The sequence below is a fragment of the Actinomadura fibrosa genome, assembly GCF_900659615.1.
Taxonomy (GTDB): Bacteria; Actinomycetota; Actinomycetes; order Streptosporangiales; family Streptosporangiaceae; genus Spirillospora; species Spirillospora fibrosa.
This window is the reverse complement of record NZ_CAACUY010000071.1, coordinates 1-13,086: the sequence shown is the minus strand read 5'-3', so window position 1 is coordinate 13,086 and position 13,086 is coordinate 1. Positions and strand designations below refer to the sequence as shown.

General features: G+C 74.2%; 13 protein-coding genes. 8 read left to right on the top strand and 5 right to left on the bottom strand.

Annotated elements, in window-relative coordinates; genetic code table 11:
* The first annotated feature begins 1 nt into the window (after position 1).
* Positions 2-832, top strand: coding sequence for an IclR family transcriptional regulator (locus E1300_RS23435; RefSeq protein WP_370785141.1), 831 nt, complete (start codon positions 2-4; stop codon positions 830-832).
* Entirely contained in the window at positions 829-1,233 is a 405-nt protein-coding gene (locus E1300_RS23430; RefSeq protein WP_131759205.1) for a RidA family protein, read from the top strand. Before E1300_RS23435 ends, E1300_RS23430 begins: the two co-directional genes overlap by 4 nt.
* Here E1300_RS23430 and E1300_RS23425 read toward each other — a convergent pair.
* Complete coding sequence (locus tag E1300_RS23425; protein WP_131759204.1) at positions 1,230-1,991, bottom strand: ABC transporter permease; 762 nt, start codon at positions 1,989-1,991, stop codon at positions 1,230-1,232. The genes E1300_RS23430 and E1300_RS23425 overlap by 4 nt on opposite strands.
* Positions 1,992-2,084: 93 nt before the next feature.
* On the opposite strand from E1300_RS23425, the gene E1300_RS23420 reads away from it, so the two are divergent.
* Entirely contained in the window at positions 2,085-2,921 is an 837-nt protein-coding gene (locus E1300_RS23420) for a polysaccharide deacetylase family protein (protein WP_242619351.1), read from the top strand.
* A gap of 151 nt (positions 2,922-3,072) precedes the next feature.
* Positions 3,073-3,429 carry a hypothetical protein gene (locus E1300_RS23415; protein WP_131759203.1) on the top strand — a complete coding sequence of 119 codons (357 nt, stop codon included), beginning with the start codon at positions 3,073-3,075 and terminating at the stop codon, positions 3,427-3,429.
* Between the two features lie 37 nt (positions 3,430-3,466).
* Here the strand turns inward: E1300_RS23415 and mca are convergent, their stop codons facing one another.
* From mca to E1300_RS23400, 3 genes are all read right to left on the bottom strand, one after another.
* Entirely contained in the window at positions 3,467-4,315 is an 849-nt protein-coding gene (gene mca / locus E1300_RS23410) for a mycothiol conjugate amidase Mca (RefSeq protein ID WP_131759202.1), read from the bottom strand.
* Entirely contained in the window at positions 4,312-5,727 is a 1,416-nt protein-coding gene (locus E1300_RS23405; RefSeq protein WP_207399912.1) for a DHA2 family efflux MFS transporter permease subunit, read from the bottom strand. The genes mca and E1300_RS23405 overlap by 4 nt, the downstream gene beginning before the upstream one ends.
* Before the next feature lie 79 nt (positions 5,728-5,806).
* A complete protein-coding gene (locus E1300_RS23400) occupies positions 5,807-8,002 on the bottom strand; it encodes an MMPL family transporter (protein WP_131759201.1) in 2,196 nt (731 codons plus the stop codon).
* 197 nt (positions 8,003-8,199) lie between these two features.
* Between E1300_RS23400 and E1300_RS23395 the strand changes: the two genes are divergently transcribed.
* The 3 genes from E1300_RS23395 to E1300_RS23385 all read left to right on the top strand — a co-directional run bounded on the left by E1300_RS23395 (position 8,200) and on the right by E1300_RS23385 (position 11,193).
* Complete coding sequence (locus E1300_RS23395; protein ID WP_242619350.1) at positions 8,200-9,513, top strand: sensor histidine kinase; 1,314 nt, start codon at positions 8,200-8,202, stop codon at positions 9,511-9,513.
* Positions 9,477-10,121 (top strand): LuxR C-terminal-related transcriptional regulator, encoded by a 645-nt coding sequence (locus E1300_RS23390; RefSeq protein ID WP_131759200.1) that lies wholly within the window; start codon positions 9,477-9,479, stop codon positions 10,119-10,121. The genes E1300_RS23395 and E1300_RS23390 overlap by 37 nt, the downstream gene beginning before the upstream one ends.
* A 172-nt stretch (positions 10,122-10,293) precedes the next feature.
* On the top strand, positions 10,294-11,193 hold the full coding sequence (locus E1300_RS23385; RefSeq protein WP_131759199.1) for a hypothetical protein: 900 nt from the start codon (positions 10,294-10,296) through the stop codon (positions 11,191-11,193).
* On the opposite strand, the gene E1300_RS23380 is transcribed toward E1300_RS23385, so the two are convergent.
* The gene (locus E1300_RS23380) at positions 11,168-11,941 is read right to left on the bottom strand and encodes an enoyl-CoA hydratase/isomerase family protein (protein ID WP_131759198.1); all 774 of its coding nucleotides are present in this window, start codon (positions 11,939-11,941) and stop codon (positions 11,168-11,170) included. The genes E1300_RS23385 and E1300_RS23380 overlap by 26 nt on opposite strands.
* A gap of 210 nt (positions 11,942-12,151) precedes the next feature.
* Here E1300_RS23380 and E1300_RS23375 point away from each other — a divergent pair.
* The coding region (locus E1300_RS23375) for a PEP/pyruvate-binding domain-containing protein (protein WP_278045377.1) at positions 12,152-13,086 on the top strand (935 nt) is incomplete at its 3' end.

Below are 13,086 nucleotides of genomic sequence, written 5' to 3'. Positions count from 1 at the left end.
GATGTGCTGCTGCGGTTGTAGCATCGGGGCCGGTCAACGGTCAACGGCCGGGCACCGGCTCGGGGGAGGGAACGCCATCAGCCAGAGCCTCGGCCGCGCCCTCGCCCTCCTGGTCGAGCTGGGCGAGGGCCCCCGCACCCTCGACGAGCTGGCCGCCTCCGCCGGCGTCCACAAGACGACCGTGCTGCGGCTGCTGCGCACGATGGAGGACGAGCGGTTCGTCCACCGCGACGCCGGCCACCGCTTCCGCCTCGGCTCGCGCCTGTTCGCGCTGGCCGGCGCGGCGCTGGAGCAGCGCGGTATCCGCGAGATCGCCGCCCCGCACCTGGCCCGGCTCAACGACGCCACGGGCCAGACCGTCCACCTCGGCGTGTACGAGGGCGGCGACGTCGTCTACCTCGACAAGTACGACTCGCGGCACGCGATTCGCATGTACTCGCGGATCGGGCTGCGGATGCCGCTGCACGCCACCGCGATCGCCAAGGTCCTGCTCGCCGACCTGCCGGAGCCGCGCCGCCGCCGGATCGCCGCGGAGATCGAGTACACCCCGTTCACCGAGCACACCATCACCTCGCCGCGCGCGCTGCTGGACGAGCTGGACCGCGTCGCCGCCCAGGGCCACGCCGTCGACGACGCCGAGCACGAGACGTTCATCCGCTGCGTCGCCGCCCCCGTCCGCGACGCCACCGGACGCGCCGTCGCCGCCGTCTCGATCTCCGCGCCCGAGGTCGTCCTCTCCCGGGACGAGGTGCTCGCCCTCCTCCCCGATCTCCTCGCGACCACCCGCGCCGTCTCCGCGGACTGCGGGCACAGAGAAGGGAACAAGGAATGACCGAGAAGACGCAGGTGCGCACGGACGGGGCGCCCGCCGCCGCCTGGGCGTTCTCGCAGGGCGTCCGCAAGGGCCCGCTGCTCCAGGTCTCCGGCCAGGGGCCGCAGGACCCGGGCACCGGCGACTACGTCCACCCGGGCGACGTGAAGGCGCAGACCACGCGCGTGCTGGAGAACATCAAGGCGATCCTGGAGGCGGGCGGCGCGAGCGTCGAGGACGTCCTGATGTTCCGCGTCTACCTGACGACCCGCGAGGACTTCGCCGCGATGAACGAGGCGTACGGCGCGTTCGTCAAGGAGAACTGCGCGAGCGGCGTCCTGCCGTGCCGGACGACGGTCGCGGTCGAGCTGCCGCACCCGGCGATGCTCGTCGAGATCGACGCGCTCGCCTGCGTGGACTAGGACGCGTTCCGGTCCGCGGGGGCGAGGCGTCCCGTCGCGACCAGCTCCAGCGTGACGATCACGGCGATCACCTCGATGGCCAGGAGGCCGATGAGGACGAGCAGCTGGGTCGCGCCGGCCTCGACCGGGTCGGCGCCGCCCAGCAGCACGCCGACGAACGCGCCCGGCAGCGTGACGAGCCCGACCGTGCGGGTCTGGTCGAGGACCGGGAACAGCGCGAGCGCGGCGGCCGGGCGGCACACCTCCAGCGCGGCCTCCCGCGGCGGCAGCCCGAGCGCGAGCCCGCCCTCGTACTCGCCGCGGCGCGTCGCCAGCTCGTCCAGCGCCCGGCGGCCGGTCAGCCCGGTCGCCGACATCGCGCCGCCGACGAAGATCCCGGCGATCGGCAGCACCGCGACCGTGCGCGCCGGGACGAGCGTCGACGCCATGAGCAGGGCGAGGACGGGCGCGACGCCGGCGACGATCGGCAGCGCCGTCCACCAGCCCGGCCCCCGGACCGAGCCGGTGATCCGGCGGCCCGCGGTCGCGACCGCGATGACCACCATCCCCGCGATGAACGCGGCGGTCCAGCCCCCGCTGCGCAGCACCGCCGCGATGACGAGCGACACCACCGCGAGCTGCGCGACGGCCCGCGCGGAGGCGACGAGCATGTCCCGGCCGAGACCGAGCCCGCCGGCCCGGGCCAGCAGCGCGGCGAACGCCGCGAGGGCCAGCAGCACGATCCCCAGCACGGGCCCCACCGCGGGCGCAGCGCTCATTCCCCGTCCCCCGCTCGACCGTCGGCCCGATTAGGCCGATTGTGATCTCATAGCACCCTCCTACCCCCGCAAAACCCCGATAGCGTTGGACTTGTGGCGGATGAGGAGGCAGGCGGGACGTCCCGCCGCAAAGCTCTCTGGCTGATGGGCGCGGCGGCGGCGGCCGGCGTGGCGGCCCTCGGAGCGGACGGGGCACGGCCGGGGCGCGTGCCCCGGGCGGCGGCGCAGCCCGCGCCGACCCCGCGGGCGAGGCCGGTCATCCATCCGACGCCGAAGCCGACCCCGACGCCGCGCCCGGCGCCGTGGACGCCGGTGAAGCTCACCTCGACGGAGAAGCCCGTACGGGAGCTCGGGCAGCTGTACCCGCCGGCGCCGCCGAACATGATCGCGCTGACCATCGACGACGGGCCGAGCCCGCTGTGGACGCCGCGGGTGCTCGACCTCCTCGCCGAGGAGCGGATCCGCGCGACGTTCTTCGTCATCGGCGAGCAGGTGAAGGAGTTTCCGAAGCTCACCCGGCGGATCGCCGACGCGGGCCACCAGATCTGCAACCACACGATGACGCATCCGATCAGCATCGCGGGGATGCCGAGGAAGCGGGTCAAGAAGGAGATCGTCGAGGCGCACGACCTCATCGCCGACGTGACCGGTGTCGTCCCGCAGTTCTTCCGGTCGCCGGGCGGCGCGTGGTCCAAGAACGTGCTGGAGCTCACCGCGGAGCACGGGATGCTGCCGATCGACTGGGCGGTCGATCCGCGCGACTGGGCGCGCCCGGGCGTGGGCCACATCCGCCGGACGCTGCTGGACGCCAAGGCGGGCAACATCATGCTGTGCCACGACGGCGGCGGTGACCGCTCGCAGACGCTGAAGGCGCTGGAGTCGGTCATCCCGAAGATGAAGAAGCGCGGCCTCGCGTTCGTCGCGCTCTGATCCGCTCCCCGGAACGGGCATTCGGGACATTCTCCGGCTTCCCCGTTAATGCAATCTATCGATTGTTTGCCCCGTGAAAGCCCGCTCGACGAACTCCGTCCGGCAGTGTTGCGTGCGGAACCGGAAACACACCACTTCCACGGGGGAAGACATGCGCACGAGCAGTGGTACGGCCCTTCGCGCGATCATCCGCACGGCCATCGCCGTCTCGGTCTCCGGCCTCGCCGCGGGCGGGTTCGCCTTCCTCGCGCCGGTGTCCGGGGCGTCCGCGGCCGGCCCGCCCGCCGCGGCCCCGCCGCCCGCGCCGATCTGCCGCTACACCGTCGAGGCGCGGCACGGCACCTGGGTCCGCAGCAGTCCCGGCGGCCACGGCATCGGCCGCCTGCGGCACGGGAAGCTCGTCTTCGCGGACTGCAACGCGAGGCGCGGCTGGGTCCGCCTGCAAGGCCAGGTGCCGCAGATATTCCTGTACAAGTGGGTCGCCCGGCGGGCCCTGGAACGCTACTGAAGGAAAAGCGCCCCGCGCCTTTCGGTGCGGGGCGTTCCTAGCGGATTCCGGCGAAAAGGTCGTCCTCCGGAAGCGGCGCCGCCACATGCGAGCGGGCCAGGTGGTAGTCCTCGGTCGGCCACACCGCCCGCTCGACGTCGCGGGGATGGGCCATGAACCCCGCGTGCAAGTCGATCTGCGTCGCGTGCGCGAACAGCGCTCGGTCACGGACCGCGAAGTAGTCCGCGCAGCGCACCCGCGTGGTGATCTCCAGGGACGGCGCCGTGTCCGGCCAGTCCGCGAGGACCTCGCCCATGCCCGACGCGATGCCCCGCTCGGTCATGCCGTCGTGCAGCGCCTGGAACCACTCCCGCGAAAAGGCGCCCTGGTAGTAGAGCTTCAGCGAACGCCACGGCCGTCCCGTCCCCGGATACCGGCCAGGGTCCCCGGACGCGTCGAACGCCTCCGCCGCCACCTCGTGGGTCTTGATGTGGTCGGGATGCGGGTACCCGCCCGACTCGTCGTACGTGACGACGACGTGCGGGCGGAACTCGCGGATCAGCTCCACGAGCGGACGGGCGGCGACGTCCAGCGGAAGGCCCGCGAAACAGCCTTCGGGCAGCCCTTCACCGTCGGCGGGCAGGCCCGAGTCGACGAACCCGAGGAAGCGCTGCCGGACCCCGAGGATCTCCCGGGCCGCCGCCATCTCCGCACGCCGGATCGCGGCGAGGTTCGCACGCACGTCCGGCCTGTCCATCGCGGGATTGAGCACGTCGCCGCGCTCGCCGCCGGTGCACGTGGCGACCATGACGTCCACGCCCTCGTCCGCGTACTTGGCGAGCGTGGCGGCACCCTTGCTCGACTCGTCGTCCGGATGAGCGTGCACAGACAACAACCGCAGATTCACGCGGCCTCCTTCCGGGAGGGATAGAAGAAGGCGGGCAGGAGGGTCAGCGCGGAGAGGCCGAGGGCCCACCAGAACGCCTCGCCGTACGCGGCGGCGGCGTCCGCATGGCGGCCGAGCGCGCTCTGCAGGACGACCGCGAGCACCGCGGTGCCGAGCGAACCGCCGACCCGGTTGACCGTGTTGACCGCACCGGCGGCGCGGGCCGTCTCGTGCCGCGGCACGCTCGCGTAGATCGCCGCCATCCCCGGCGCGAGCACGACGCCGAGCCCGGCTCCGCGCACGATCAGCGACACCACGAGCAGCCATCCGGGCGGGCCGGAACCCAGCTGGGTGAACGCGGCCGTCCCCGCGAGGGTCAGCAGGATCCCGGTGAGGACGAGCGGCCGGGCGCCCGTCCGGTCGGCGATCCGGCCCGCGAGGAAGGACGCCGCGGCCGTGCCGAGCGCCTGGGGTGCGAGCAGCAGCCCGGCCTCCAGCGCCGACGCGTGGCCGACCTGCTGGTAGTAGAGCGGCAGGAGCAGCATGGACCCGTAGAGGGTCGCGCCCTGGAGGAACGAGTTAGCCGTGGCCACCGCGAACCCGCGCCGGGCGAACAGCCTGAGGTCGATGAGCGCGCCGTCCCGGCGGCGGAGCGCGTGCACTCCGTAGCAGGCGAGCAGGACGACTCCGGCCGTCAGCGCCGCCACGATCCGGCCGGAACCGCCCGCGTCCCCGACCTCGGAGAGCCCGTAGACGATCGCCGCGAGCCCCGGTGAGAGGAGGACCAGCCCGAGCTTGTCCAGCGGACGGCCGCCGGTCCCGCGCTTCTCGTCCCGCGGGACGAAGCGGGCCGCGAGCGCGAGCGTGAGAACGCCGAGCGGCAGGTTGACCAGGAACATCCAGCGCCAGTCGAGCCGGTCCACGATGAGGCCGCCGAGCACCGGGCCGAGGACGGGCGCGAGCGTCATCGGCAGCACGGTGATGCCGATGACGCGCCCGAGCCGCGCGGGCCCGGCGGCGCGGACGACGATGGACTGCCCGATCGGCTGGATCAGCCCGCCCCCGGCGCCCTGGAGGACCCGGAACAGGATCAGGCTCCCGGCCGACCAGGCGAGGCCGCAGAGCGCGGAGCCCGCCGTGAAGAGCGCGACCGAGGCCGTCCACATCGTCCGCGCGCCGAACCGGTCGGCGGCCCAGCCCGCCAGTGGCATCACCGTCGAGACCGCCAGCAGGTAGCCGGCGGACACCCACTGGAGCGTCCCGAGCGAGCCGTGGAGGTCGCGCGCCACCGCGGCGAGCCCGACCGTGACGATCGTCGTGTCGAGCAGCGCCAGGATCGGCCCGAGGACGAGCACGAACGACGTCCTCAGCAGCGCCGCGTCGAGCCGCTCGCCCGCTGCGGCACTGGCGCGGGCACGGGAACCGATGACCACGGCCACCTCCAAGTAAATAGATCGAGCCGAACTTTAGGCTCGATCTACTTACTTGGTCAACGCTAATTTTGTTATCGACCTAACTGCGCATCGCGTCCTCGTGGGAGCGGAGGGGTTCCGGGGACGGGAGGGCGGTCTCGGCGTGGGACATGCCGGGCAGGCCGCGCAGTGCTCGGGGGAGGTACCAGTTCGCGCGGCCGAGCAGCGACATCACCGCGGGCAGCAGGACCACGCGGACGACCGTCGCGTCGATCAGCACCGCCGCCGCGAGGCCCACGCCGAGCTGCTTGAAGTCCTGCATGGACAGCGTCGCGAAGATCGCGAACGTGGCGATCATGATGACCGCGGCGCCGGTCACGACGCCCGCCGTGGCGCGCACGCCCTCCTCGACCGCCGCCCGGGTGCGCAGGCCCCGGTCGTGCGCCTCGCGGATCCGGGAGACGACGAACACGTGGTAGTCCATCGACAGCCCGAACAGGACGACGAACACAAACAGCGGGATCCACGACTCCAGCGCCCCGGCCGCCCTCGTCCCGACGAGCCCGTCGCCCCAGCCGTGCTGGAACACCGCGACCATCACCCCGTACGCGGCGCCGACCGACAGCAGGTTGAGCACGATCGCCACCGCGGCGACCGCGAGCGAGCGGAAGAAGACGAGCATCAGCAGGAACGTGACGCCGAGGACGAACAGGAACACCGGCGCTACGCCCGCGCGGAGCCGGTGGTCGTAGTCGACCGACCAGGCGAGCTGGCCGGTGACGGGCGCGTCGGCGACCCTCCCGACCGTCCGCGGGACGACGTCCTCGCGCAGCGTCCGCAGGGCGTGCTTCGACGCCGCGTCGGCGCCGCTCCCCGCGAGCGGCACCTCGATCTCGGCGATGCCCTCCTTCTCGTGCACGATGACGTCGATGGGCTCGCTCATCTCCCCGGACGCGACGGCCCGCCGCCGCAGCTCGGCGATGGCCGCCGTGACCTCGGGCGCCCTGATGTCGCGGGCCCGGACCACGACCTCCGCGGGCTCGTTCGTGCCCGGGAACGCCTCGTTGAGCCGCGTGAAGGTCCGCGCGATCTCCTCGCCGGGCGGGATCTGCTGGTCGATGCCGAGCCGCTCGGTGCGCATGCCGAGCGCGGGCGCGGCGAGCACCAGCAGCAGGGCCGCCGACAGCGCCGCCGCGATGCCCGGACGGGCGAGGACGGGCCGGAGCACCGCGCCCACGATCCCGGCGCGCTCCCCGCGGCGCCGGCGGCCGGGCAGCGGGATCCGGCCGGCGTCGACCCGGTCGCCGAGCAGGGACAGCAGCGCGGGCAGGACGGTCACCGAGCCCAGCATCGCGATGCACACGACGAGGATCGTCGCGACGGCGAAGCCCTCGAAGACCAGCAGGCCGGACAGGAACAACCCCGCCATCGCCGTCATCACGGTGAGCCCGGACACGAGGACCGACCGTCCCGAGGTGGCCGCGGCGATGGCGAGGGCCGTCCCGCGGTCCCGGCCGCGGGCGCGCTCCTCGCGCTCCCGCCGCAGGTAGAACAGGCAGTAGTCGACACCGACCGCGAGGCCCATCAGCAGCGTCACCGAGTTCGTCGTGTCGTCGACGTGGACGAGGTGGCTGGTGACGGCCAGCAGCCCGGCGGCCGCGAGGTAGGCGGTGAACGCCAGCAGCACCGGGAGCACGGCCGCGAGCAGCGCCCCGAACGCCACCAACAGGATGCCGACGGCGAGCGGCACCGCGGTCGTCTCCGCGCGCCGGAAGTCGCCGCCCAGCGCGTCGTCGAACCACGCTTCGGCGCTCGCTCCGCCGAACTGCCCGATCTCCACTCCCGGGTTGGCGTGCCGGGCCTCGTCCACGGCCTTCTCGATCGCGGGCAGCGGCTCCGGCGCGCCGTCCGGCACCTCCTTGAGCGTGAACTCGACGATGACGTGGCGGCGGTCCTTGGACACCACGTCCGGGCGGGCGCCGGTGACCATGCCGGTCCGCGCGACGTTCGCCCGGACGGCGGCCACGGCGCGGGTCACCTCCGGGGAGGCGGCGTCGTGCGCGCCCCCGGAGACCAGCACCGTCTCGTGGTCCGGGTCCTCGATGCCGGCGTCGGCGAGGATCTTCGCGGCGCGGGCCGAGTCCCCGGCGCCCTGCTCGTGGTCGGCCATCGTGACCTGCCCCGCGGCGCCGCCGAGCACCGAGGCCAGCACGACGAACAGGAGCCAGCCGAGGATCGCCGCGGTCCTGTGGCGTGCGCTCCAGCCGCCCAGCGAGGCGGCGAGATTCCGTTTCATGGGGTGTTCCCTGTGGGGGTCGGTGGAGGGGACACTCAGGACGCTAGGAAGCCCCGCACCACCCGCGACATGGGCCTGGACGGCGTCCGGGGGTGTAGCTGAGTGCACCCTCCGCCCGGGTTGCGGGCACACTGTGCTCGGCCGCGCGGCGCCGGAGACTGGTCTCCGGACGGACACGGCGAGGTACGGAGGAACCGGTGAACGCTGAACTGGTCGAGGAGACCCGGTGGCGGCGGCGCGCCAGCGCGCCCTGGCGCGGGTTCAAGCTGGGGCTGCTGGGCATCCCGGCCGTGTTCGTCAACGTGTGGTTCGGGACGGTCCTGTTCCTGGTCACGTCGTTCGCGGGCGTGCTGCTCCTGCCGGGCGCGACGCTGCTGATGCGCAACCTGACGAACATGTACCGGGACCTCATCGGACGGTGGACGGGCGTCCGGATCGAGCGGCCCTACCTGCCCGACCCGGAGTTCGAGCCGGGCATGGCGGGCCTGCTGCGGCGGTTCGTGGCGCGGATCTCCGACCCGGCGACCTGGCGCGACTACCTGTGGCTGGTCGCCGACCCGATCGTGGTCGCGTTCACGGCCGCGCTGCCGGGCTGGTGCGTCCTGTACGGGCTGTGGGGCTACTTCGTCGCGGGCTACGGCGGCGGGCTCATCACCAAGTACGGCGGCAGCGACTGGTACGCGCTGATCCAGGTCGACGACGGCTACGCCCGCGACGCCGAGCGGGTCGTGTCCACCGTCGTCATCGCGACCCTCTTCATCGTTGTCGGGTTCCTCATCGCGCCGCGGATGCTGGCCGTGTACGGGCGCTGGGGCCGCTCGCTGCTCGGCCCGACCGAGAAGTCGCGGCTGGCGCTGCGCGTCCGGCAGCTGACCGAGACCCGGTCGGAGGCCGTCGACGCGTCCGCCGCCGAGCTGCGTCGCATCGAGCGCGACCTGCACGACGGCGCGCAGGCCCGGCTGGTCGCGATGGGCATGAGCCTCGGCGCGATCGAGCACCTCCTCGACAAGGACCCGGCGAAGGCGCGGACGCTGCTCGCCGAGACGCGCGCGTCGTCCGCCAAGGCGCTGCACGAGCTGCGCGACCTCGTCCGCGGCATCCACCCGCCGGTGCTGGCCGACCGCGGCCTCGGCGACGCGGTCCGGGCGCTCGCGCTCGACCACCCGCTGCACGCCGAGGTCACCGTCGACCTGGACGGCCGGCCCGAGCCGCCGGTCGAGTCCGCCGCCTACTTCGCGGTGTCGGAGATCCTCACCAACGCCGCCAAGCACTCCGGCGCCGGACGGGTCTGGATCGACCTGCGGCACGAGCGCGGGATGCTGCGGATCACGGTCACCGACGACGGCCGCGGCGGCGCCACCCTCGCCGGCGGCTCCGGGCTGCGCGGGATCGAGCGGCGGATCGGTACATTCGACGGCGTCCTCGCCGTCAACTCGCCCGTGGGCGGCCCGACCATCGTCACGCTGGAGCTTCCGTGCGCGTTGTCCTCGCCGAAGACCTCGCCCTCCTGAGGGAGGGCCTGGTCAGCCTGCTGGAGACGCACGGCTTCGAGATCGCCGCCGCCGTCGACAACGGCCCGTCGCTGCTGAAGGCGCTCCTCGACCACCGCCCGGACGTGGCGGTGGTCGACGTGCGCCTGCCGCCGTCGTTCACCGACGAGGGCCTCCAGGCGGCGCTGGCCGCGCGGCGCCGCGTCCCCGGGCTGCCGGTGCTGGTGCTGTCGCAGTACGTCGAGCAGCTCTACGCGCGCGAGCTGCTCGCCGACGGCAGCGGCGGCATCGGCTACCTGCTGAAGGACCGGGTGTTCGACGCGGCGCAGTTCGTCGACGCGGTCCGCCGCGTGGCGGGCGGCGGGACGGCGATGGACCCCGAGGTCGTCTCCCGGCTCGTCGCGAGCCGCCCCCGGGACACGCCGCTCGCCCGGCTCACGCCGCGCGAGACGGAGGTCCTGGAGCTGATGGCGCAGGGCCGCTCCAACGCCGCGATCGCGCAGCAGCTCGTCGTCACCGAGCGCGCCGTCACCAAGCACACCGCGAACATCTTCGCCAAGCTCGACCTGCCCGTCACCGGCGACGGCAACCGGCGGGTCCTCGCCGTCCTCGCCTACCTCAACCGCTGACGCCCCGGGCGCCCGCCGCGGCGGTGATGGTCATGAACGCGCCGGGGTACGTCTCCGGTGTGGAGCGGCCCCGCAGGACCCGCCCCCGCTGAGCCGCCGTCGAGGTTTCGGTCTATCCGGGCCGGCGCCCGGTGGATTATGTTGCTCGGCGACATGGCCCTTGGAGGGCGCGATGACGGTGATCCTGATCCTGCTCTGCCTGGCGATCGCCGGCCGGGAACTGTACCTGGCCTTCGAGCGCCGGCGGTCCGCGGGCGCGCCCGAGATCGCCGACATCCGCACCCAGCTCGCCGCGCTCAAGGGCACCCGGGACGAGCTGGAGCGGTTCCGGTCGGCGCAGCAGGAGCGGCTGGAGGGGATCGCGGCGGACCAGGAGCGGCAGGACGCGGGGCTGCGCGAGACCGACGCCCGCATCCGCTCGCTCATCGCGCAGATCAACGACCGGATGGTCCCGGACGTCAACCAGCGGCTGACCCGGCAGCGCGACGCCCTGGACCGGCTGTCCGCCGACGTCGCGGGGCTCCGCGGGCACCTCGTCGGCCGGCTCGACCAGGCCGTCGCCGCGTCCCTCGGCGCCGACCCCGTGGACGTCGTCACCGGTGCCCTCGCCGCCGAGCCCGCCGCGGCGCGGGCCGCGCTCGCCGGCCCGTTCGAGCGGTTCGCCGAGCGCTGCGGGCTCCGCGTCGAGCTGACCGACCGGGACCGCTACTACCTGTCCGGCCGCAGCCCCCGGGGCCTGGAGCGCGACTTCATCGACCTGCTGCGCGTCCTGCGGACGACCTCCGAGAACGGCGGCCCGCCCGGGGCGGGCACCGAGGAGGCGCGGGCCCTCCTCGGCGCGCTGCGCGAGGTCGGCGCGGGCGGGTTCCAGATCGGGCCGCTGCTCGCCGTCCGGACGCGGGGCGCGCTGCTGTGCGGGGTGCTGACGCTGGCCGAGCTGCGCCGCCCGGAGGCGGCCGACCTGCTGGACCGCCCCGCCTCGCTCGTCCCGCGGCTGCGCCGGCTGCCCGAGGGGCGGCGCTGCGACCTGTCGGCCTGGCCCGCGCTCAGCCCGCCGGAGCGGTCCAGGTGAAGCGCGGCGCGCGGCGCTCCAGGAACGCCGCGACGCCCTCCTGCACCTCGCCTCGGGCGGAGACCTCGTCCAGCCAGCCGCGCACCTTCTCCTCGACGGGCCCGCCCGCCGCGATGGCGTCCACGATGTCCTTGGTGGCGCGCTGGGTGAGCAGCGACCGCGCGGCGAGCGTCCGGGTGAACTCCGCGACGCGGGCGCGCAGCCCGTCCGCCGGGACGACCTCGTCGAGCAGCCCGATCCGCAGCGCGTGGTCCGCGCCGACCAGGTCGGCCGAGAAGAGCAGGTACTTCGCCGCGGACGGGCCCACGAGCCGGACCAGGCGGGCCGTCGCGACCGCCGGGTAGACGATGCCGAGCTTGGCCGGGGTGATCCCGAACCGGGCGCCCTCCGCCGCGAACCGCAGGTCGCACGCCGCCGCGAGCTGGCAGCCCCCGCCGACGCAGAAGCCCTCGATCGCCGCCAGCGTCGGCTTCGGGAACGCGGCGAGCGCCTCCTCCGCCGCCGTCGACAGGTGCGCGCCGTCGCGCCGGTCGATGTCGGCGAGCTCGGAGATGTCCGCCCCGGCGCAGAAGTCGCCGCCCGCTCCGGTCAGCACCAGCACGCGCACCCCGGGGTCGGCGGCGAGCCCGTCCAGGAGCCCGGGCAGCGCCCGCCACATGTCCGCCGACATCGCGTTGCGCTTGGCGGGCCGGTCGATCGTGACCGTCCCGACGCCCTCGGCGACCTCGCAGTCCAGCCCGGCGGCCATGGTCCCCCCTCGGTTCGACGCCTGCGACATCGTACGGACCGGACCCGCCCCGGAGAACGCCCAGGGTCGGTCCTCCGCCCTCCGGACGAGGCGTCGCACGCCCGGCTACCCCCAAGGGGGAGATCGAAGACGACACCTGTGAGGGAGGAATTTCACGGGCGTTCAGCGGATTGTTGATGTACGGGCGGCCCCCGAGGAACGGAGCTCGTGGTGCCACAAAGCACACGCGTCTTCTGGACCATCAACCTGGACGACCCCCTGGCCACCGCCCCCGACCGGGCCGGCGCCAAGGCGGCCAACCTCGCCCGCGCGGCGTCGCACGGCCTCCCGGTGCTGCCCGGCTTCGTCATCCCCGTGCAGTGCGCCGCGGCCCGCGAGCGGTACGCGAACACGGGCGAGCTGCGCTCCGCCTGGGCGCGGCTGAGCCGCGACGGCCGCCGGCCCCTCGTCGTCCGCTCCTCCTCCACGATCGAGGACGGCGCCGTGTCCTCGATGGCCGGCCGCTTCCTGTCCGTCCTCGACGTCCGGGACTGGCCCGCGTTCCGCACGGCCGTGGACGACGTCGTCGCGTCCGCCGCCGGGTCCGGCACGATGGCGGTGCTCGTCCAGCCGCAGCTCGACGCGGCGGCGGGCGGTGTCATGTTCGGCGCCGACCCCGTGGACGGCCGCACGGACCGGGTCATCGTGTCCGCGGTGTCCGGCGGCCCGCAGGCCCTGGTCGGCGGCGAGGTGGACGGCACCCGCTACGCCCTCACCCGCCGCGGCCGGCTCGTCGGCGTGGAACGCGACGACGACCCCTCCGGCGGGCCGGACGCGGGCGGCCGCGCCGCCAAGGACGCGTCCGTGCAGGGGCCGCTGACCGCCGTGCAGCTGCGCGAGCTCGCCCGGATGGCGTCCCGCGCCGCCGCCGTGTTCGGCGGCCCGCAGGACATCGAGTTCGCGTTCGACCGCGACGGGCGGCTCTGGCTGCTACAGAGCCGCCCGGTGACCGCGCTCGCGCCGCTGCCGCCGCGCCGCTCCGTCCTGCTCGGCCCCGGCCCGGTCGCCGAGACGCTGCCCGACCCGCTGTCCCCGCTGGAGGAGGACCTCTGGCTCGCCCCCCTCGACCGCGCCCTCGGCGAGGCGCTCGCCGCCGCGGGCGCGGT

Bases quoted from the DNA above. Each gene is read 5' to 3' on its own strand.
- E1300_RS23435 (WP_370785141.1), top strand. From the start codon at position 2: ATGTGCTGCTGCGGTTGTAGCATCGGGGCCGGTCAACGGTCAACGGCC.
- E1300_RS23430 (WP_131759205.1), top strand. From the start codon at position 829: ATGACCGAGAAGACGCAGGTGCGCACGGACGGGGCGCCCGCCGCCGCC.
- E1300_RS23425 (WP_131759204.1), bottom strand. From the start codon at position 1,991: ATGAGCGCTGCGCCCGCGGTGGGGCCCGTGCTGGGGATCGTGCTGCTG.
- E1300_RS23415 (WP_131759203.1), top strand. From the start codon at position 3,073: ATGCGCACGAGCAGTGGTACGGCCCTTCGCGCGATCATCCGCACGGCC.
- E1300_RS23400 (WP_131759201.1), bottom strand. From the start codon at position 8,002: ATGAAACGGAATCTCGCCGCCTCGCTGGGCGGCTGGAGCGCACGCCAC.
- E1300_RS23385 (WP_131759199.1), top strand. From the start codon at position 10,294: ATGACGGTGATCCTGATCCTGCTCTGCCTGGCGATCGCCGGCCGGGAA.
- E1300_RS23380 (WP_131759198.1), bottom strand. From the start codon at position 11,941: ATGGCCGCCGGGCTGGACTGCGAGGTCGCCGAGGGCGTCGGGACGGTC.